At 72.7% G+C, this 20492-nt stretch carries 20 protein-coding genes; 14 read left to right on the top strand and 6 right to left on the bottom strand.

Going from position 1 to position 20492, the window contains the following annotated elements:
* Positions 1–35: 35 nt before the first annotated feature.
* The 5 genes from aroH to der all read left to right on the top strand — a co-directional run bounded on the left by aroH (position 36) and on the right by der (position 4498).
* Positions 36–398 (top strand): chorismate mutase, encoded by a 363-nt coding sequence (gene aroH, locus ACZ68P_RS18265; RefSeq protein ID WP_365721045.1) that lies wholly within the window; start codon positions 36–38, stop codon positions 396–398.
* Complete coding sequence (locus ACZ68P_RS18270) at positions 395–1483, top strand: prephenate dehydrogenase (protein ID WP_471007236.1); 1089 nt, start codon at positions 395–397, stop codon at positions 1481–1483. The genes aroH and ACZ68P_RS18270 overlap by 4 nt, the downstream gene beginning before the upstream one ends.
* A gap of 167 nt (positions 1484–1650) precedes the next feature.
* Positions 1651–2337, top strand: a complete 687-nt coding sequence (gene cmk, locus ACZ68P_RS18275; RefSeq protein ID WP_471007239.1) for a (d)CMP kinase — start codon at positions 1651–1653, stop codon at positions 2335–2337.
* Positions 2292–2978, top strand: coding sequence for a lysophospholipid acyltransferase family protein (locus tag ACZ68P_RS18280; protein WP_471007242.1), 687 nt, complete (start codon positions 2292–2294; stop codon positions 2976–2978). Before cmk ends, ACZ68P_RS18280 begins: the two co-directional genes overlap by 46 nt.
* A 71-nt stretch (positions 2979–3049) precedes the next feature.
* Positions 3050–4498: a ribosome biogenesis GTPase Der gene (der, locus tag ACZ68P_RS18285; RefSeq protein WP_365721037.1), complete on the top strand. Its 1449-nt coding sequence runs from the start codon at positions 3050–3052 to the stop codon at positions 4496–4498.
* A gap of 81 nt (positions 4499–4579) precedes the next feature.
* Here the strand turns inward: der and ACZ68P_RS18290 are convergent, their stop codons facing one another.
* Both ACZ68P_RS18290 and ACZ68P_RS18295 read right to left on the bottom strand, forming a co-directional pair.
* The gene (locus ACZ68P_RS18290) at positions 4580–4846 is read right to left on the bottom strand and encodes a hypothetical protein (protein ID WP_471007243.1); all 267 of its coding nucleotides are present in this window, start codon (positions 4844–4846) and stop codon (positions 4580–4582) included.
* Between the two features lie 182 nt (positions 4847–5028).
* Positions 5029–5811: a hypothetical protein gene (locus tag ACZ68P_RS18295; protein WP_365721033.1), complete on the bottom strand. Its 783-nt coding sequence runs from the start codon at positions 5809–5811 to the stop codon at positions 5029–5031.
* 381 nt (positions 5812–6192) lie between these two features.
* Here ACZ68P_RS18295 and ACZ68P_RS18300 point away from each other — a divergent pair, with 381 nt between their 5' ends.
* The 4 genes from ACZ68P_RS18300 (at position 6193) to ACZ68P_RS18315 (ending at position 10430) form a co-directional block, all read left to right on the top strand.
* Positions 6193–6885 (top strand): LysM peptidoglycan-binding domain-containing protein, encoded by a 693-nt coding sequence (locus ACZ68P_RS18300; RefSeq protein ID WP_471007245.1) that lies wholly within the window; start codon positions 6193–6195, stop codon positions 6883–6885.
* A gap of 597 nt (positions 6886–7482) precedes the next feature.
* Positions 7483–8757 (top strand): glycosyltransferase family 4 protein, encoded by a 1275-nt coding sequence (locus ACZ68P_RS18305; RefSeq protein WP_471007247.1) that lies wholly within the window; start codon positions 7483–7485, stop codon positions 8755–8757.
* A 166-nt stretch (positions 8758–8923) separates the two neighbouring features.
* Positions 8924–9904 (top strand): helix-turn-helix transcriptional regulator, encoded by a 981-nt coding sequence (locus ACZ68P_RS18310; protein WP_471007248.1) that lies wholly within the window; start codon positions 8924–8926, stop codon positions 9902–9904.
* A 307-nt stretch (positions 9905–10211) separates the two neighbouring features.
* Positions 10212–10430 (top strand): I78 family peptidase inhibitor, encoded by a 219-nt coding sequence (locus ACZ68P_RS18315; protein ID WP_471007250.1) that lies wholly within the window; start codon positions 10212–10214, stop codon positions 10428–10430.
* 124 nt (positions 10431–10554) lie between these two features.
* On the opposite strand, the gene ACZ68P_RS18320 is transcribed toward ACZ68P_RS18315, so the two are convergent.
* Complete coding sequence (locus tag ACZ68P_RS18320; protein ID WP_471007252.1) at positions 10555–11556, bottom strand: phosphatase PAP2 family protein; 1002 nt, start codon at positions 11554–11556, stop codon at positions 10555–10557.
* Between the two features lie 405 nt (positions 11557–11961).
* Between ACZ68P_RS18320 and ACZ68P_RS18325 the strand changes: the two genes are divergently transcribed.
* Positions 11962–13695 (top strand): MFS transporter, encoded by a 1734-nt coding sequence (locus tag ACZ68P_RS18325; protein WP_471007255.1) that lies wholly within the window; start codon positions 11962–11964, stop codon positions 13693–13695.
* 173 nt (positions 13696–13868) lie between these two features.
* Here ACZ68P_RS18325 and ACZ68P_RS18330 read toward each other — a convergent pair whose 3' ends face one another.
* A complete protein-coding gene (locus ACZ68P_RS18330) occupies positions 13869–14303 on the bottom strand; it encodes a cell division protein SepF (protein WP_365721019.1) in 435 nt (144 codons plus the stop codon).
* A 322-nt stretch (positions 14304–14625) separates the two neighbouring features.
* On the opposite strand from ACZ68P_RS18330, the gene ACZ68P_RS18335 reads away from it, so the two are divergent.
* The 4 genes from ACZ68P_RS18335 (at position 14626) to ACZ68P_RS18350 (ending at position 18970) form a co-directional block, all read left to right on the top strand.
* On the top strand, positions 14626–15882 hold the full coding sequence (locus tag ACZ68P_RS18335) for a DUF5685 family protein (protein WP_471007256.1): 1257 nt from the start codon (positions 14626–14628) through the stop codon (positions 15880–15882).
* 181 nt (positions 15883–16063) lie between these two features.
* Positions 16064–16852 carry a DUF1684 domain-containing protein gene (locus tag ACZ68P_RS18340; RefSeq protein WP_471007258.1) on the top strand — a complete coding sequence of 263 codons (789 nt, stop codon included), beginning with the start codon at positions 16064–16066 and terminating at the stop codon, positions 16850–16852.
* Between the two features lie 164 nt (positions 16853–17016).
* Positions 17017–17886, top strand: coding sequence for a S1 family peptidase (locus tag ACZ68P_RS18345; RefSeq protein WP_471007260.1), 870 nt, complete (start codon positions 17017–17019; stop codon positions 17884–17886).
* 181 nt (positions 17887–18067) lie between these two features.
* Positions 18068–18970, top strand: coding sequence for a S1 family peptidase (locus ACZ68P_RS18350; protein ID WP_471007262.1), 903 nt, complete (start codon positions 18068–18070; stop codon positions 18968–18970).
* A 153-nt stretch (positions 18971–19123) separates the two neighbouring features.
* On the opposite strand, the gene ACZ68P_RS18355 is transcribed toward ACZ68P_RS18350, so the two are convergent.
* Positions 19124–19504: a hypothetical protein gene (locus ACZ68P_RS18355; protein WP_471007263.1), complete on the bottom strand. Its 381-nt coding sequence runs from the start codon at positions 19502–19504 to the stop codon at positions 19124–19126.
* Between the two features lie 606 nt (positions 19505–20110).
* Positions 20111–20491 carry a hypothetical protein gene (locus tag ACZ68P_RS18360; protein WP_471007264.1) on the bottom strand — a complete coding sequence of 127 codons (381 nt, stop codon included), beginning with the start codon at positions 20489–20491 and terminating at the stop codon, positions 20111–20113.
* Between the last annotated feature and the right edge of the window lies 1 nt (position 20492).

The raw sequence follows: 20492 nt of genomic DNA on the forward strand, positions 1-20492 counted from the left end.
ATCGGAGCACTGATCGCATTTCGAAGGAGCACGACGTGGCGGTACGAGCGGTCCGAGGCGCCGTCCAGCTGGAACGGGACGACGCCGGGCACATGCACGAGCAGGTCGAGGAGCTGCTCACCGCCGTCCTGGAGCGCAACGGGCTCACCGCCGACGACCTGATCAGCATCTGGTTCACGGCCACCCCCGATCTGCACAGTGACTTCCCGGCCGCCGCGGCGCGTCGCGTCGGCATCGTCGACGTCCCGTTGATCTGCGCGCAGGAGCTGGACGTCGAGGGCGCCATGCCGAGGGTCGTACGGCTCCTCGCGCACGTCGAGTCCGACCGTCCCAAGCCGGACATCGCCCACGTCTACCTCGGCGCCGCCGCCGCCCTGCGCAAGGACATCGCCCAGTGAGGACCGCGCTCGTCATCGGAACCGGCCTGATCGGCACCTCGGCCGCCCTCGCCCTGGCGGGGCGGGGCGTCGCCGTCCACCTCCGCGACCACGACCCGGCACGCGCCCGCACGGCCGCCGCCCTCGGCGCCGGTACGGACGAGGAGCCCGAGGGTCCCGTCGACCTCGCGATCATCGCCGTACCGCCCGCGCACGTGGCGGCCACCCTCGCCTTCGCCATCGGGGACGGCCTCGCCCGCGGCTACCTCGACGTGGCGAGCGTCAAGGGCGGCCCGAAGCGGGAGCTGGCGGAGCTGGGCGTCGACCTCACCGCCTACATCGGCACCCATCCGATGTCCGGCAAGGAGCGCTCCGGACCCCTGGCCGCGACGGCCGACCTCTTCGAGGGGCGCCCCTGGGTGCTCACCCCCACCCGGGACACCGACACCGAGGTCCTGAACCTGGCCCTGGAACTGGTCGCGCTGTGCCGCGCGGTCCCGGTGGTCATGGACGCCGACGCGCACGACCGGGCCGTCGCGCTCGTCTCCCACACCCCGCAGCTGGTGTCGTCGATGGTCGCGGCGCGGCTGGAGGAGGCGGACGAGACGGCGGTACGCCTGTGCGGCCAGGGCATCCGCGACGTCACCCGGATCGCCGCCTCCGACCCGCGCATGTGGGTCGAGATCCTCTCCGCGAACCCCGGACCCGTCGCCGACGTCCTCGCGGGCGTCGCGGCGGACCTGGACGAGACCGTCCAGGCGCTCCGCTCGCTGCAGTCCGCGGACGAGGCCGAGCGCCGCGGCGGCGCCTCGGGCGTCGAGGACGTCCTGCGCCGCGGCAACGCGGGCCGCGCCCGTGTCCCGGGCAAGCACGGCGCCGCCCCGGCCCAGTACGACACCGTCGCCGTCCTCATCAGCGACCAGCCGGGGGAGCTCGCCCGCATCTTCGCCGACGCGGGCCGCGCGGGCGTCAACATCGAGGACGTCCGCATCGAGCACGCCACGGGGCAGCAGGCGGGCCTGGTCCAGCTGATGGTGGAGCCCTCCGCCGCACCGGTCCTGGGGGCCGCGCTGCGGGAGCGGGGCTGGGCGTTGCGGGCGGGCTGACGCCGGTCGTCCCCCCGGCCCGGCGGGCGAGTCGACGGGGGCCGTCCCCCGGCCGGGCGGGCGGGGTGACGCGGTCGTCCCGCCCGCTGGGCCGAATGGGTGCGCGGGAATCGGTAACCTTGGGGTGGCCCCCCGCATCTGATGGGCCTCACCGCGTACCCAGGAAGGTGTTCCCCACCGTGGAAACCGTGATCGTCGCCATCGACGGGCCCTCCGGCACGGGCAAGTCGAGCACCTCGAAGGCGGTTGCCGCCAAGCTGGGGCTGAGCTACCTGGACACCGGCGCCCAGTACCGCGCCATCACCTGGTGGATGATCAGCAACGGCGTGGACGTCAACGACGCCGACGCCGTCGCCAACGCCGCCGCCAAGCCCGTCATCGTCTCCGGTACGGACCCGGCCCGACCGACGATCACCGTCGACGGAGCCGACGCCGCAGGGCCCATCCGCACCGAGGAGGTCACCTCCAAGGTCAGCGCGGTCAGCGCCGTCCCCGAGGTGCGGTCCCTGATCACCGAGCTGCAGCGGTCCATCGCCAAGAGCGCGGACGGCGGCATCGTCGTCGAGGGACGGGACATCGGCACGACCGTCCTCCCCGACGCCGACCTCAAGATCTTCCTCACCGCGTCCCCCGAGGCACGCGCCGCGCGCCGTTCCGGCGAGCTCAAGGGAGCCGACGTGGCCGCCACCCGGCAGGCCCTGATCAAGCGGGACGCGGCCGACTCCAGCCGCAAGACCTCCCCGCTGGCCAAGGCCGACGACGCCGTCGAGGTCGACACCACGGAACTCACCCTCGACCAGGTCATCGAATGCGTCGTCACCCTCGTCGAGGAGAAGAGGGCGGCCGCGAAGTGACCCTGCCCTCCGAGAGGGGCGCCGCTGTCGGGCGCGGCATCGGCATCGGGCTGATGTACGGCCTGTGGAGACCGCGCGTCCTGGGCGCCTGGCGGGTACCGGCCTCCGGACCCGTCATCTTCGCCGTCAACCACGCCCACAACATCGACGGGCCCATGCTCATGGGCACCGCCCCCCGGCCGGTGCACTTCCTCATCAAGCAGGAGGCCTTCGTCGGCCCCCTCGGCCCCTTCCTGGAAGGGATCGGGCAGGTCAAGGTGGACCGGACCAGTGCCGACCGGAACGCCATAGCCAACGCCCTCGCGGTCCTGGAGCAGGGCGGCGTCCTCGGGATCTTCCCCGAGGGCACGAGGGGCGAGGGCGACTTCGCCTCGCTGCGCGCCGGCCTGGCCTACTTCGCCGTCCGCAGCGGCGCGCCGATCGTGCCCGTGGCCGTCCTGGGAAGTTCCGACCGCCCCGGACGGTTGATCAAGGCACTGCCGCCGCTGCGCAGCCGCGTCGACGTCGTCTTCGGCGACGCCTTCGCGGCGGGCGAACCCGGCGGCCGTCGAACCCGCAAGGCGCTCGACGACGCCACCCTCCGTATTCAGGAGCGGCTCACCGCCCACCTGAAAAACGCCAGGCGCCTCACCGGGCGCTGAGCGAGACTCTGAGTAGTGGGCCCCGAGGCTCGGGCACCCCACCGACCACGAATGATCAAGGAACGGACTTCATGAACGACCAGCACGACCACGGGGCACTTGGCGACGCCGAGTACGCGGAGTTCATGGAGCTCGCCTCGGAAGAGGGATTCGACGTCGAAGAGGTCGAAGGCGCGATCGAGGAGGCCGGGCACGGCCCGCTCCCCGTACTCGCCGTCGTCGGCCGCCCCAACGTCGGCAAGTCGACCCTGGTGAACCGGATCATCGGCCGCCGCGAGGCCGTCGTCGAGGACAAGCCCGGCGTCACCCGCGACCGCGTCACCTACGAGGCCGAATGGGCCGGCCGCCGCTTCAAGGTCGTCGACACCGGCGGCTGGGAGCAGGACGTCCTCGGCATCGACGCCTCCGTCGCCGCCCAGGCCGAGTACGCCATCGAGGCCGCCGACGCCTGCGTCTTCGTCGTGGACGCCACCGTCGGCGCCACCGACACCGACGAGGCCGTCGTCAAGCTGCTGCGCCGCGCCGGCAAGCCCGTCGTGCTCTGCGCCAACAAGGTCGACGGCCCGTCCGGCGAGGCCGACGCCACCGCCCTGTGGTCGCTCGGCCTCGGCGAGCCCCACCCCGTCTCCTCCCTGCACGGCCGCGGCACCGGCGACATGCTCGACGCCGTCCTGGAGGCGCTGCCCGAGGCCCCCGAGCAGACCTTCGGCAACGCCGTCGGCGGCCCGCGCCGCATCGCGCTCATCGGCCGTCCGAACGTCGGCAAGTCCTCGCTGCTCAACAAGGTCGCCGGCGAGGACCGCGTCGTCGTCAACGAGCTGGCCGGCACCACCCGCGACCCGGTCGACGAGCTGATCGAGCTCGGCGGCATCACGTGGAAGTTCGTGGACACCGCCGGTATCCGCAAGAAGGTCCACCTCCAGGAGGGCGCCGACTACTACGCCTCCCTGCGGACCGCGGCCGCGATCGAGAAGGCCGAGGTCGCCGTCGTCCTGATCGACACCACGGACAACATCTCCGTCCAGGACCAGCGCATCATCACCATGGCGGTCGAGTCCGGCCGCGCGCTCGTCATCGCCTACAACAAGTGGGACGAGCTGGACGAGGAGCGGCGCTACTACCTCGAGCGCGAGATCGAGACCGAGATGCAGCAGGTCTCCTGGGCGCCCCGGGTCAACGTCTCCGCCAAGACCGGCCGCCACATGGACAGGCTGGTCCCGGCGATCGAGACCGCGCTCGCCGGCTGGGAGACCCGCGTCCCCACCGGCCGCCTGAACGCCTTCCTCGGCGAGCTGGTCGCCGCCCACCCGCACCCGATCCGCGGCGGCAAGCAGCCCCGCATCCTCTTCGGTACGCAGGCGGGCACCAAGCCGCCCCGGTTCGTGCTCTTCGCCTCCGGCTTCCTGGAGCACGGCTACCGCCGCTTCGTCGAGCGCCGCCTCCGCGAGGAGTTCGGCTTCGAGGGCACCCCGATCCACATCTCGGTGCGCGTGCGCGAGAAGCGCGGCCGCAAGAAGTAGGCGTACGCGGGAGTAGTCGTACGGACGACATGGCTGAGGGCCGGGGCGCGTGCCCCGGCCCTCAGCCGTACCGCCCGGGTCCTACAGACCCCTGCGGGGACCCGGCGGGAGAGCCGCCGGGAGGTGGTGGTGCTGCGCCGACCACGCCGCCGGCTGCGTCGCGTGCCGGTGGCCGTAGTGCCCGTGCAGTCCCGTGCCCACCTGCGTGCCGAAGGCCCGGAAGCCCAGATCCTCCTCGCCGCTGCGGTCACCCGGCAGGGCGCGGAACGACCGGCGGTACTCCGAGTACAGGGCGTCGTAGATCGGCGTCGCCGACTCGCCCGACATCACGTCCTGCGCGGGACGCATCGAGGGGATCTGACTCGGAAAGGGATGACGGAGTGGGTCGTATGTGTGCACGTACGTGCCAACGACACCGTCGTCCGTCGGATGCGGGCGGCCCTCGGAAAGAGGGGCCCGCCGGGGGCGGGGAACCGTAGGGATCCCGGGACCGTGCCCCGCCGGTCCTAAACCGGCACGCCCGTGGTCCCTCACGTGCCGGCCAGCGGCATCGCGGCGGCGACCAGGCGGCCGTTGGCGGCGGCCTTCTCCAGCGCGTCGCGCAGCAGGTCCTCGCGCGGCTGCTGGCCGATCGAGCCCACCGGCGCCGCGAAGACCAGGACCGTGTGCGACTTGTTCGCCGCCGCGCGCCAGCCTTCCGTGACCTGCAGCGGCTGGTGGGCCTGCCACCAGGCCGCCTGGCCGCCGCCGCCCGTACCGGGCTGGAGCACGGAGTGCAGCTGCCCCATGGCCACCAGCACCGACCAGCCCGGCAGCGTGCCCGGCTTGCGGTTCACGTCGGACACCGGGGCGAAGCCCTGCTCGATCAGGAGCGGCAGGAACTCGTCGCTCAGCCCGTCCGAGCCCGGACGCGCGACGGGCGCGGTCGGCTCGACGACCAGCGCCGGGTGCAGCTCGCCCTCGATCAGCACGAGACCGCTGGTCACCCCGAGAACGGCCTGCTCCGGGTGGGCGGCGGTGAGCGCGTCCGCCGCGTCCGTCGCGGCGATGGAACGTACGGCGCCCTGCAGCTGCTCCTCGGCGACCTGGACGACCTGGGACGGGATGCAGCTGGCGTGGGCGAACGCCAGGACGGCGGTCTCCTCGCCGACGAACAGCACGGTGCTCGTGCGCTCCTGCTCGGAGTCGCCCGGCGTGCGGCAGGAGGTGCAGTCGTAGCTGCCCGGGGCATTGTCGCCGGCGAGCAGCCGGTCGGCTTCTTCGTCGCCGATCTCGGCGCGTACGTCCTCGCTGACGTCGAGCATGCGCGGCACGGGGGGCTCCCTGGACTCGGTACGTGCGACACCGGGCGGTTCCCGGCTCGTCTCATGACGAGTTCAACGGGAGAGGCTCGGCCGGGGTCACGCGTCGCGGCGCGCCAAGTTGCGCGACGGCCGGTGCCTCCGACCGGGTGGGGGGTGCGCTTCGTACCGCGCGGCACGGCCACCGGAGGGGGTCGAGCTGCCTAGCCTGCACCGATGTCGAAGATCGTATGGTGGACAGCGGGTGTGTGCTCCGCCGCCCTGCTGGCGCTGGTTCCGGCGCCGGCCCGGGCGGACGATCCTCCGCCGGGCCCCTGGGCGCCTCCGGGGGCTTCCGGGGCGCCGGGCGCGCCGGGTGTGCCAGGGGCGCCGGGGCTCCCGGGTGTCCCGCCGGTGCCATGGGCCCCTGGCTTCCCGTGGGCCCCTGACACCTCATGGGCCCCGGGCGTTCCGTGGAACGACGGCCCGTGGGACGCCGGCGACCCGTGGGACCCCGAGGGCCCCGGGGACTCCGACGGCCCCTGGACGCCCGGCGACCCCGGGCCCCCGGACGCGCCCGGGGAACCCGGTGGGACGGAGCAGCCCGACACACCACCGGGATCCGGTGCCCCGCCGGCGTCGGGGCCGCCGCCGGGATCGGGCGCTCCGCCCGGACAGACCGCCGCGTGCGCCAAGGACCAGTGGCCCTGGGGCTGCGTCGCCGAGTGCGAGAGCGGCGGCCGCTGGAACACCAACACGGGCAACGGCTTCTACGGCGGCCTCCAGTTCCGGCAGTCGACCTGGGTGGAGTTCGGCGGCCTGCGCCACGCCCCGCGCGCCGACCTGGCGACCCGTCAGCAGCAGATCGCGGTGGCGGAGGAGGTCCTGCGGACCCAGGGGTGGGGCGCCTGGCCGGTCTGCTCGAAGCGGTACGGACTGAGCGGGCGGGCTCACGTCGTCAAGCCGGGGGACACCCTCAGCTCGATCGCCCGGCGCTACGGGATCCGGGGCGGCTGGCAGGCGCTCTACGAGGCGAACCGCGCCCTGATCGGCACGGACCCGAACCGGATCGTCACCGGGACGATGCTGAGGATCTCCCCGCTGTAGGACGGCGAACGGCCGCCGATGCCGGGAGCGGCGGCGCCACCCGGCGCGGTGGGGGCGATGGCGTCGACCGTGAGGCCACGGGGGAGGTCGCCCACCCTCCCGCCGAGGCACGCGACGACCACCCGTCACGCGCCGGGGTCCGGTGGGCCGTTGGCCGCGGGGGGTCGGCCGTGGCTCGGCGGCTGCCGGTCCTGCGCCGGGCTGGGTGGCCCGTCGGCCGGGTCCGCCCGCCGTGGCTCGGCGGCCTCCGGTCGTACGCCCCAGGCGGCCTTCGCGGAGAACGCGACCGCTCCGCGCCGTAGTCCAGGGACGAGGGCGCCCGGCCGCCACGTGATCTCCGCGTGGACGTCGAGGTCACGCGGAGCGCCGCCCGCCTCCCACCCGCCACGCCGCACGTCCCGACGGCCGGTCAGGTTCCCGACAGCTGCCCTCCCGCATCCCGTTGGCAGCACGGGGCCGGCCGGGCGGCCTCCCGCCCCTACGGCCGTCGGTCGCGTCACCGCCCCCTGGCCCCTGGCCACCGACCGTGAACGGCGGGGCGGCCACGCAGTACAGTCGCCCCGACCGACCATCTGACCGGGGGGAACCGGCAGCGCGATGCGTATCTCCTTTCTGCTCCACAACGGCTACCACATCGGCGGCACGATCCGGACGACGTTCACCCTCGCCCAGGTGCTGGCCGAACGTCACGAGGTGGAGATCGTCTCCGTGTTCCGCCACCGCGACGAGCCGATCCTCGGCGTCCCCGCCGGCGTGACCCTGCGTCACCTGGTCGACCTGCGCAAGAACAGCCCCGGCTACGACGGCGGGAACCCCGACTTCTCCCGGCCCGCCCGCGTCTTCCCGCGCGGCGACGGCCGGTGGAAGCAGTACAGCGCGCTCACCGACGCCCGGATCGGCGAGCACCTGCGTACCGTCGAGGCCGACGTCGTGGTCGCCACGCGCCCGGGGCTCAACGTCCAGCTCGCCCGCCAGGCCCGGCGCGGCCCCGTCCTGGTCGGCCAGGAGCACCTGATCCTGGACGGTCACAGCTACCGGCTGCGCCGGGACATCGGCCATCACTACGCCCTCCTGGACGCCGTCACCACCGTCACCGAGGCCGACGCCCGCTCGTACCGCGCGCTCGCGCTGCCGGACGTACGGATCGACGCGGTGCCCAACAGCGTCCCCGCGCCGAGCGTGCCGCCGGCCGACCCCGCCGCGAAGATCGTCGTCGCGGCGGGCCGGCTGACGCCGGTCAAGCGGTACGACGTGCTCATCGACGCCTTCGCCGAGGTGGCCGCGGCCCGCCCCGACTGGAAGCTGCGGATCTACGGCACCGGGGACGCCTCCGACAACCTGAGGAAGACGCTCGCCGGCCGGATCGAACGGCGCGGCCTCGGCGAGAACGTCTTCCTCATGGGAACGGCCCACCCGATGGAGCCGGAGTGGGCCAAGGGTTCGCTCGCCGCCGTCACCTCCCGGCGGGAGTCCTTCGGGATGACCATCGTCGAGGCGATGCGGTGCGGACTGCCGGTCGTCTCCACCGACTGCCCGCACGGCCCCCGGGAGATCATCGAGGACGGGGTCGACGGCCGTCTCGTACCGGTCGACGACGTCTCCGCGATCGCCCGGGCCCTGCTCGAACTCATCGAGGACGACGAACTGCGCGCGAAGACCGCGCGGGCCGCCCTGGCGGCGTCCGAGCGCTTCGACCCGGTCCGTATCGCCGCCCGGCACGAGGAGATCTGGTCCGCGCTCCTCGCCCGGGGCGCGCGTGCCCACACTCATGGACGAGGCGGGGACGCCCTGCACCGCGCGGTCGGTACGGCGGTCGACGCCGTCTACACGGCGAAGGCGAAGGCCGGAGCACTGGTCCGCCGGTTCCGCTGAGCCCGTTCCGTTGAGCCCGTTCGAGCCGGAGGCGCCGCCCCGTCGGCGGAGAAAGCCTTCCGCCGACGGCGCTCTCCACCGGGTCTTACGGGCGAGAGGAGTTCCAGCCGGGGAGCGAGACCCTTGCGGACCGTACCTGTCCGCGACGGCTGGCAGACTCGGCCGCATGTTGGAGACCTCCGCACGACTGCTGCGTCTGCTCTCACTGCTGCAGGCCCACCGTGAATGGTCCGGTGCCGATCTCGCCGACCGGCTCGGCGTCACCCCGCGGACCGTGCGGCGGGACGTCGACCGGCTGCGCGAGCTCGGCTATCCCGTCAACGCCAGCCCGGGTACGGGGGGCGGGTACCAGCTCGGCGCGGGCGCCGAGCTGCCCCCGCTGCTCCTCGACGACGAGGAGGCCGTCGCCGTCGCCGTCGGACTGCGCACGGCCGCCGGCCAGGGCATCGAGGGCATCGGCGAGAGCTCCGTACGCGCCCTCGCCAAGCTGGAGCAGGTCCTGCCCGGCCGGCTGCGGCGCCGGGTGAGCGCGCTGAACGCCTTCACCGTGCCGATGCTCCGCACCCCGCCGACCCAGGTCGACCCGGCGGTCCTCACCGAGCTCGTGGCCGCCTGCCGGGACGGCGAACGGCTCCGCTTCGAGTACCGCGACCACGGCGGCGCCCCGACCCGTCGCACCGTCGAGCCGCACCGCCTGGTGTGCACCGAGCGCCGCTGGTACCTGGTCGCCTGGGACGTGGACCGGGCCGGCTGGCGTACGTTCCGGGCCGACCGGATCGACCCCAGGCCGCCCCACGGCCCGCGGTTCCCTCCCCGCGAACCGCCGGCCGAGGATCTCGCCGCCTATGTCTCGAAGGGCGTGTCCACCGCCGCCTACGCCCTCGAGGCCACGTTCCGCCTCCACGTTCCGCTCGCGGAGGCGGCCACGGTCGTCGGGCCCATGGACGGCGTCCTGGAGGCGGACGGGGAGCATGCGTGCCTGCTGCGCACCGGCGCCCCGAACATGGACTATCTGCTGATGCACGTGGCCCTGATGGGTCTGGAGTTCGAGGTGCTCGAGCCGCCCGGCCTCGATCACCGGATGCGGACGATCAGGGACCGGATCGACCGCGCCCTGGAGCGGTCCACCGCCCCCGGCGAGGGCTGATCAGGGCACCGGAGAGAGGGCGAATGGGGCCCGGACCGCGGGTAATGCGGCCGGAGGGTGTGGCGCCCCGTCAATTCCGCCTGGGCGTGCGCGGAACGGAATTGCCTTACCTCTGTGCGACCTTCCATATGAGTCGCGGAATTGCTGGAGAAACGGCCGGAAACCGCCGGATCGAGTGATGATCCTGTGTCCAAACATATGTCGAGAACCTGTGACACAAGCGTGACCGGTGAGGTACATGGGGTTGTTCGGGCTTCTCGAACGCTCTGCGCTTCCGTCACCGTCCGGCGCCGCCTAACGTGAGCACATGACACCGAAGCCGACCTCTCCCGTACCTTCCGAAGACGGCTCCGCGGAGTCCTATGTGGGGCTCGACGCGGAGCGCGCCGAGCAGCTCGCCAGAGCCCGCGGCTGGGGCGTGGTGCGCTCCCTTCCGCCCGGTTCGATCATCACGATGGAGTACCTCGAGGGGCGCATCAACTTCGAGGTGGACCACGGCACCGTCATCCGCTGCTGGCTCGGCTGACATCCGCCGGGCCGTACCGGCCGCCGTGTGACACCCGTCCACCGACGGAGAGAGGGAAGGGCCCCGGCTTCGGCCGGGGCCCTTCCCTCTCTCCGTCGTGCGGGGTCGCGGTCGTGCGGGGTTCTCAGCCGCCCGTGAGCGGCCGCGAGTGCCCCGGCCGACGGCTGCCGGCAGGGGTGACCGGCGTGCGCTCCGAGCGCACGGCGTGCGGCCGGGCGGCGGCCAGCGGCGGGGCGAGCCGCCCCTCCCCGCGCCCGGACGTAGCCCGGCCGGTCCGCGAACCGATGACCTCCCGCACCGGCTCCTCGGCCGCCGCGGGACGCCGCGGATACGGCGCCGGACGCGGCCCTCCGGTCGCGACGGGCAGCGAGGGCACCAGGCGGCGACGGGCCCGCAGCTGCTCGCGCACCCGGTCCCGCAGGCCGAGGACGAACGCCTCGGCCCGGCCGATCAACGGCTCGCACCAGGGCAGCGCGAGCAGGATCAGCAGGCCGGCGGCCCAGCCGAGCAGCACGTCGCTGAGCCAGTGCGTACCGAGGTAGACGGTGGTGAGGCCCACGCCCAGGGCGACCACGGCCGAGAGGGCCGAGAGATAGCGCCTGGCCCGGGGGGTCGTCGCAAGATAGGCGAGGATTCCCCAGGTCACGACCGCGTTGGCGGTGTGTCCGGACGGAAATATATCGCCGCCCGCGAAGAGCTCGGCCGAGCCGATCTGCGTCGCGTAGTGGGGACCGAGACGGCCGAGTCCGAGCTTGACCGCCCCGACCGTGACGTTCAGGAGCAGCAGTGCCGCGCCGAGGGTGAGCAGCGGCCGCAGCGTGTGCTGGCGCCATGAGCGCCAGCCCAGCCAGGCCGCCACCATCACGGCCGTGGGGCCGCGCTGACCGAGGACCACGTAGTAGTCGAGGAAGGCGTGCAGCTCCGGCCATTGCTGGTAGGGACGGAAGAGCATGATCTTCCAGTCGAGGGTCACCAGCCCGGTCGACAGCAGTACGGCCACCACGATGGCGAGATAGAACGCCGACGTCCCGCCGAAGAGGGCGAGACGCGTGCGGGTCATCCGCGGGACCTCTATCTTCGGCGGTTCCGGCTCCCGGTCCAGCCGGGCAAAGATGTCGGTACGCACCCAATCGACGTTACAGGGAGTGAGTAGCGAGCCTGGTCGATCCGGTCTCTTCGTGATGACGATGTGATGTGGAGTTGGTCTCAACCGGGGGTTTTTCCCCGGCCCCGGTCTGAGAATCCGATGACCTTCGGCCCTAATGCGCGAGGCGACTTTCCGGAAGTCTGTTTGTACGCCGGGATAATGCCTCGCAGGCTTGTCCGTGCGGAATTCCATGCGACACGCGGCGCGGGCGGAGTGGCGTACGCCACACCTCCCGGCCCGACGGGGTGAGAGCTGCACCACGCGCTCGGGCCGCGAACTCGCGTACGCTGACGGCTCACTCGCCCGTCGATGCCGGGCCGCCCCGAGGCCACGCGCCCCGGTCGGCGACCGCCGAGCGCGAGAGATTCCATGGGAGGTACGGACATGCAGCGGACGATCACGGCCGGAGCACGGCTCCGGGCCGCGGGCGGCGGTGCCAACCGCTGGGTCGTCCTCCTCGTCCTCTGCGTCAGCCTGCTGCTGGTCGCCCTGGACGCCACCGTGCTCCACGTCGCCGTCCCCTCCCTCACGGAGGACCTGCGACCCAGCTCCACCGCGCTCCTCTGGATCGTCGACGCCTACCCCCTGATCTGCGCCTCGCTGCTGATCCTCTTCGGCACGCTCGGTGACCGGGTGGGGCGGCGCCGGGTGCTCCTGCTCGGTTACGCGCTGTTCGGGGTCGCCTCCGCGGTGGCCGCCCTGGCCACCGCCCCCGAGGTGCTCATCGGGGCCCGCGCCCTCCTCGGGGTCGGCGGCGCCATGATCATGCCGGCCACCCTGTCGATCCTCCGGGCGGTCTTCCCCGACCGGCGGGAGCGCGCCACCGCCATCGGCATCTGGACGGCGGTCGCCGCGGTCGGCGCCGCCACCGGTCCGGTGCTCGGCGGCTTCCTGGTCGAGCACTTCTGGTGGGGCTCGGTCTTCCTGATCAACATCCCGCTCATGGCGCTGATCCTCCCGGCGGGACGCTGGCTGCTCCCCGAGTCCAAGGGCAGCGGCGACGGTCCCTGGGACGTCCTCGGCGCGCTGATGGCGGCGGCCGGAGTCCTCGGCGCGGTCCTCGGGGTCAAGCGGATCGGCGCGGGGGAGCCCCTGCTCTCCTTCGCCACGGCGGGGCCGCTGCTCCTCGGGGCGGCGCTCCTGGTCCTCTTCGTACGACGGCAGCGGCGGCGCACGCACCCGCTGATCGACATGCGGCTGTTCTCCCGCGCCGCGTTCACCACCTCCGTGGGCTGCATCGTGCTCGCCATGCTGGCCCTGGTCGGCCTGGAGCTGATCGCCGTCCAGTACCTCCAGCTGGTCCTCGGCCTGAGCCCGCTGGAGACCGGGCTGCGGCTGCTGCCCCTCACCTTCGCCGCCATGGCGGCCGGTGCCACCGGCTCGTACACGCTGCGCCGGATCGGGCCGCGCCACATGGTCGGCTGGGGCTTCGTGCTCACCGCCGCGGCCGTCCTGCTGCTGGTCCTGATGGGCCAGAACGACCGGCCGCTCCTGCTCACCGTGGGTTTCGTGCTGCTCGGCTTCGGGCTGCAGACGACGCTCTTCTCGGCCTACGAGTCGATGCTCAGCGAGGCCCCGCCGGAGAGCGCGGGCGGGGCGGCGGCCATCGGGGAGACCTCGTACCAGCTCGGTGCGGGCATGGGCATCGCGCTGCTCGGCAGCGTGATGAACGCGTCGTACGCCCCCGGTCTCGCCTCCGTGCCGGGGGTCCCGGAGGCCGCGAGCCGGGCCGCGGCGAACTCGCTCGGCGAGGCCTACCAGACCGCCGACCAGCTCGGCGGCGCGGCTGGATCGGCGCTGTACCACGCGGCTCGGCACGCCTTCGTGAACGGGCTGCACGTGACGCTCTTCGTCAGCGCGGGGCTGCTGCTGCTCGGCGCCCTGATGGCCCTGCGGCTGCCCCGGGTCATGGAGTGCCCGGCCGACGCGGAGGAGACGGCGGCCGCCTTCCCGGTGCTCGCCGACGCCTGCGACGCCGTACGGGTGCCGGCCACGCGCGAGCCCCTGCCCAGCGAGCCCGTCGGGCGGGGACAACACCCTGCCGGGGAGGCCGCGGGTCGCGAGCGGGTCGTCCGTGAACACGCCGAGCGGGCCGCATCCGGACACACCGCGCGCTGACCGGAGCGGACGTACCGGGCGCGGACATGCCGACCGCGGACCGAGGCCGACCCGGGCGAGGGACGTACCGGGCGCGCATGTGCCGGGCGCGGACCGAGGCCGACCCGGGCGAGGCGCTCACCGGGCGAGGTGTCATCGGTCGGACCGGATCGGGCCGGCCGGGAGCACCTCGCTCAGCTCTGGTTGAAGAAACCGTCCTGCGCACGCCCGGCGGAGTCCCCGCTGACGATCTGCGTGTCGGCGGGGGTCAGCAGGAAGACCCGGGTCGCCACGCGCTCGATGGATCCGCGCAGGCCGAAGGCGAGACCCGCGGCGAAGTCCACCACCCGCTTGGCGTCGGAGGGCTCCATGGCGGTGAGGTTCACGATGACCGGGACCCCGTCCCGGAACAGCTCGCCGATGCCCCGGGCGTCCCGGAAGCCGTCCGGGGAGACGGTCGCGATCCGGCGGCCCTGCTCATGCGCCGAGTCGGACGCCACCCGCACCCGCGGGTCCGTCACCCAGGCGTCGCCGTTCTCGGCACCCTCGGCGTACTCGTCGTCGTAGTAACGCTCGTCGTTGTCCTCGACGAGTCCCAGCCAGGCACTCGCCTTGCGCACCGATCCCATGGACGCCTCCTTTCAGCGCGGTCACTTGTGGTTCCGCATTCCCTATCGTGGTCCATCATGCGGATCGCGCGCCAAGTGGATAGTCGCCGCGCAGGGGATTCGTGACGGTACTGGTGCAGAACGTGAGGCCCGGTTGCTGGCGAATCGTCAGGAAACTTGCGGTATGCGGGGCCTGACGGAGGATTGCACGGGCTGCGCAACTTAAAATATGAAAGTCGGGCCGGAAGGGTGACGTGGCGGGCGTACGGGTGAACGGCCCGGCTCGATACGATGCCTGGCGCACGCGCGCACGTCACCTGCGCACGACTCACGGGGGAGTCTCTTGTTCGGAATCGTCAGGCCCTGCACGCACCGTCTCACCGACGGTCTCAAGACGGAGTGGATGGCCCATCTCTGCGGCCTCTGCCTGGCCCTTCGGGCCGATCATGGCCAGTTCGCGCGGGTGGTGACCAACTACGACGGCCTCATCGTCTCGGTCCTGACGGAGGCTCAGACGGGTACGCGCACCGGCGCGGTCCCCGGCGGCCGGCGCACGGCGGGGCCCTGCCCCCTGCGCCAGATGAAGAGGGCCCCCGTCGCCCACGGCGAGGGGGCCCGGCTCGCCGCCACGGTGTCCCTGGTGCTCGCCTCGGCCAAGGTCCGCGACCACGTCGCGGACCGGGACGGGCTGTTGGCCCGCAGCCCGGTCGCCGCCGCGGCCCGCCGCGTCGCGAGGTCCTGGGACCTCGCGGGTGCCCGCACCGGCCGTGAACTCGGCTTCGACACGGACGTCCTGGTGGACGCGGTGGACCGGCAGGGCGGCATCGAGTCCCTGGCCGGCCCCGGCACGTCGCTCCTGGTCGTGACCGAACCGACCGAGACGGCCACCGCGGCCGCCTTCGCCCACACCGCCGCCCTGGCCGGCCGGCCGGGGAACGCGGCGCCGCTGGCCGAGGCCGGTCGGCTCTTCGGACGCCTCGCCCACCTCCTGGACGCCGTGGAGGACCAGGAGGCCGACGCCGCGTCGGGTGCCTGGAACCCGCTCACCGCCACGGGCACCTCCCTGGCGGAGGCCCGGCGCCTCGCGGACGACGCGCTGCACGGGATACGCCTGGCGCTGCGGGACACGGAGTTCGTCGACGGCACGCTGGCGCACATGCTCCTGGCGCACGAACTGCGCAACTCGGTGGACCGCGCGTTCGGGACGACGACCTGCGCGCACGGCACTCCGGGCCCGGGGCAGGGCAATCCGTACGGGAACGGCGGCGCGCAGGGCGGCGGGAACCCGTACGGGAACGGAGGCGGGAACCCGTATGGCGGGAATCCTTACGGAGGCGGGGCCGGGGGCCCGGGCGGCCCGGGGGGATACGGCGGGCCGCCGCCGCAGTTCGGCGGGGGCGGCGGGCCGCAGCGCCCGAAGCCGCGCGGCTTCCTCGCCGGCTGCGCCGCCTTCACCTGGCTGTTCTGCACCTGCCAGCTCTGCTGCGCGAAGGAGTACGAGGGCCCGTGGTCCCGGAAGAAGCGCAAGGGCTGCTGCCGCAACGAGGACGGCTGCGACTGCGCCTGCGAGTGCTGTGACTGCTGCGGGTGCGACTGCTGACGTCCCGTCGTCGTCCGCGCCGCAGAGCCGAGCCGAGACGGGTCGAGTCCCGGCCGAGCCGAGCCGGCTGATCCGGATCCGCTCGGGCCCGGCCCGGCCGTGGTCTTCCGTACGGGGTACTCCGGCGCGACGTCACGGCCGGCTCGCGGGGTTCCCCGGCCCGTGTGGAAGGGTGGAACCCATGAGCACGGACCCCCAAGCGGACTGGCGGCACTGGCACGAGCAGCGCGTCGCCGCGGTCGCCTCGTCGTACGGACCGCTCTCCCTCGCCGGCACGTACTGGCTCTCCGACTATCCGGACGGGCGAATTCCGGCCGTTCCCGGGCTGTGGCGGGTGGACGGCGACGAGGTGACCCTCACGGCGGGTGTCGAGGACGCCGTCACCGTCGACGGCAAGCCGCTGATCGGCACCGTCCGGCTCACCGCGGACCATTCCCCGGTCCACGAGTCCCGCGCCGAGTCCGCGGGGCGGCGGCTGGTCCTTCTGCGCCGCGAAGGGGACTGGGCGGTACGGGACTTCGACCCGGAGTCGCACACCCGCCGGTCCTTCCGGGGCATCGAGGCGACACCCTACGACGAGCGCTGGGTGGTACCCGGCACGTTCCGCGCGTACGAGCGGGCCCGCAGCGTCCGGGTGGAGAACGCGGACGGCAGGGAGCGCGGGCTCCACCTCGCCGGCGACCTCGCCTTCGAGCTCCACGGCGCCGAGCACGTCCTCCAGGTCGCGGTCGAGGACGACGGCACGCTCTGGGCGGTCTTCGCGGACGCCACCAGCGGCCGGGACAGCTACCGCTTCCGTTTCCTGCGCCCCGCCGCCCCGGCCGAGGACGGCTCGGTGACGGTGGACTTCAACCGGGCGCTGCTGCCGCCGTGCGCCTTCGTCGACCACTTCATCTGCCCCTTCCCGCCGCCGGGCAACACCCTCGACACGGCGGTCCCGGCGGGGGAGAGGCGCGTGAGCGGGGCCTGAGGGGGACAGCTTCGGCCGGGCGGGCGGGAAGTCCCGTTCGGTGTGCGGTCTTGTGCGTCCGTCATGCGGGGGTCACTATCGCAGCGGTGCATGTCAGGAACACGCCATACAACCGCACCGCGCCCGTCACCCACGGGCCGCTCCGCCTTACCGGAAGGAGCTCAGTGAAGAGACCGACGAGACTCAAGCACGCCGGCCGCGTACTCGCCGTCGCGGCGGCCTTCGTGGCCACCACCGCCCTCGCTCTGCCGGGCGCCCAGGCATCGCCCGCCCCCGAGCCCGCCGGCGCCGCCCAGCTCGCCCGCGCCGACGCCGCCGTCCTCAAGGCCGACGTCGGAGGCACCGCCTGGTACGTGGACCGGGCCTCCGGCCGCGTCGTCGTCACCGCCGACTCCACGGTCTCCGACGCCGGCATCGCCAGGATCCGGCAGGCCGCCGGAGCCGACGCGGGCGCTCTCTCCATCCAGCGCACCCCGGGCGTGTTCACGCCCCTGCTCGGAGCGGGTGACGCGATCTACGGCAACGGCTACCGCTGCTCGCTCGGCTTCAACGTCCGCAGCGGCGCGACGTACTACTTCCTCACCGCCGGCCACTGCGGCAACGTCGTGAAGACCTGGTACGCCGACTCCGCCCAGTCGACGCTGATCGGGGCCACCACCGGCTCCAGTTTCCCCGGCAACGACTACGCCCTGGTCCGCTACGACAACACCTCCCTCGCCCACCCCGGCGGGTTCACCGCGGCCGACGCCTACGTCGGAGAGTCCGTCAAGCGCTCCGGCTCCACCACCGGCACCCGCAGCGGCACCGTCACCGGCCTGAACGCCACCGTGCGCTACTCCGGAGGCGGCACCGTGCGCGGCATGATCCAGACCAACGTCTGCGCCGAACCGGGAGACTCCGGGGGCGCCCTGTACGACGGCACCAAGGCGCTCGGCATCACCTCGGGCGGCAGCGGCAACTGCTCCAGCGGCGGCACGACCTTCTACCAGCCGGTGCCCGAAGCCCTCGCCAAGTACAAGGTCAGCCTGTACTGACGCACCGCACCGAAGACGGTCTCTCCCGAACGGTAGTTGAGCGTCGTACGGCCGAAAGGCGCCCTTGCGGCGCGGGCCCGGACGGGCCGAGACTCCCCCACAGCGCCGGCCCCCCGGGGCCGCGCCTCACGGGTCCGACACCCCACTGCGGGCCCCCGATTCCCCTCTGGAGGAACGAGAAGTGAGGATCAAGCGCACCAACCCCCTCAAGGCCACCGCGAGACGAACCCGCCTCCTCGCCGTCACCACCGGGCTCGTCGCCGCGGCGGCACTCGCCGTCCCCACCGCGAACGCCGACACCGCCCGGACGTTCAGCGCCACCCAGCTCTCCGCCGCGGGCGACGCCGTCCTGGCCGCCGACGTCCCGGGCACCGCCTGGCACGTCGACCAGGCCACCAAGACGCTCGTCGTCACCGCCGACTCCACGGTGTCCCCGGCCGAGATAGCCAAGATCAAGCGCCAGGCGGGGGCCAACGCCGGCGCGATACGCGTCGAACGCACCCCGGGCACGTTCAACAAGCTGATCTCCGGCGGCGACGCGATCTACGCCACCAGCTGGCGCTGCTCACTCGGCTTCAACGTCCGCGACAGCGCGGGCAACTACTACTTCCTGACCGCCGGTCACTGCACCGACGGCGCCGGAACCTGGTACTCCAACTCCGGACGCACCACCGTCCTCGGCTCCACCTCGGGCTCCAGCTTCCCGAACAACGACTACGGCATCGTCCGCTACACCAACAGCTCCGTCACGAAGTCCGGCACGGTCGGCAACGTGGACATCACCAGCGCCGCCAACGCCACCGTCGGCATGTCCGTGACCCGCCGCGGCTCCACCACCGGCACCCACAGCGGCTCGGTCACCGGCCTCAACGCCACCGTCAACTACGGCGGCGGGGACATCGTCTACGGCATGATCCGCACCAACGTGTGCGCCGAGCCGGGCGACTCCGGCGGCCCGCTCTACTCCGGCGGCCGCGCGATCGGCCTCACTTCCGGCGGCAGCGGCAACTGCTCCTCGGGCGGCACGACGTTCTTCCAGCCGGTCACCGAGGCGCTGAACGCGTACGGGGTCAGCGTCTACTAGGCGAAGGCCGCACCTCGGCACGACCATGGCCCGACACACCGGGTGAACGGTACGGGAGCATGAGGAAGCCCCGCCAGGCGACGCCTGGCGGGGCTTCTTTCCATGAGGCCCGGCGGGCCCCACCGGAAACAGATCCGGTGGGGCCGCCGGTCTTCACGCGGAACCCGTGACGGGGCCCTCTCCGGGGGAGAGGCCGACCCCGACGCATCCGATCACCCTGAGCGGGTGCGGATCGAGGTAGAGCTGAAACCAGTATCCCGCTCGTTCGCGGTCGTCCACGAAGCCCACGAGAAGGCCCCGCTCGCCCGTTTCGACGAGGCTCGCCAGGCATTCCGCGGCCCCGACGACCGGCCTGCCGCGCCGTTGCGTGGCTGTCACCCTGCGGCGCAGGATGCCCCGGAGTCTCGGCGCCGGAACGGGGTCGAGCCAGACGTCGAAACGCGCTCCGGAGAGCAGGGCATCCTTGGCCTGCATACTGACCTCGGATCCCGACTCCCACGCGGCGAGCAGTTCACTCGCGGATACTTCGTTCATCTCACCTCCGCCTGACGGGCGACCAGGTCTCCCCGAGATCGCCGGCGCCGTCTCAGTACCGACGCTTCCTCTCCGCGCAGACTCGCCGTCGAGGTGGAAGCCTCGCTGACCATCGCTCTGGACGAGGACCGGGAAGGGGTCACCTTCGCGGGCCGCCCTGCGGCCTGACACCCCTGAGCGGCGGGCGCCCTTCCCGCGACTCCGTGAGGCCGGTCACCGCAGTACAGTCGGCGCCGGGCCCCGCCTTCCCCAGGGCCGCTACCGTCAACCGATCCCCACATGCGTTTCCCTATCACCACTACCCACCCGTACGCCGGCCGCCGGTAGTACGTGTGGAAGTCCGAGACGGTCAGGTCGTGCACCGTCTCGTCCGCACGGGTCCACTTCCTGACCGCCGTGACCCGAGGATATCTTCGGAGCGGTCTTGGCCTGTCCCTTCTTGAGAACCGGGTTGCCGGTCCTCTTTTTCACGGCCCCGGAAAAGGCTGTGGCTGGAGGCTCGGGATCCGTGAGGTGTGGGCATCACGTCAAAAGCCCAGCGGCCCCACCGGAAACAGATCCGGTGGGGCCGCTGGGACTCTGTGAGGCTTCCCCTATCGGCGGTGTTTACTCGGGACCGGTGGTGGGGTCACCTTCGGGGGAGGAGCCGAACCCCATACATCCGACCACTTTGAGCGGTTGCGGATCAAGGTAGAGCCGAAAGAGGTATCCGCCTCGTTCGCGATCGTCCACGTTGGCCACAAGAACGCCCTGCTCGCCCTTTTCGGCAAGACCCGCAAGGCATTCCGTGATCCCGACAACCGGCTTACCGCGCCGCTGCAGACTTCCCACCCTCCCGCGAAGGATGCCTCGAAGCATCGACGCTGGAAGAGGTTTGAGCCAGATCTCGAAAGGTGCTCCGGAAAGCAATGCATTCTTGGCCTGAATGCTGGCATCGGAGTCGGACTCGAATGCAGCGAGCAGTTCACTCGCGGATACCTCGTTCACC

This window comes from Streptomyces sp. NPDC036822, assembly GCF_055609145.1.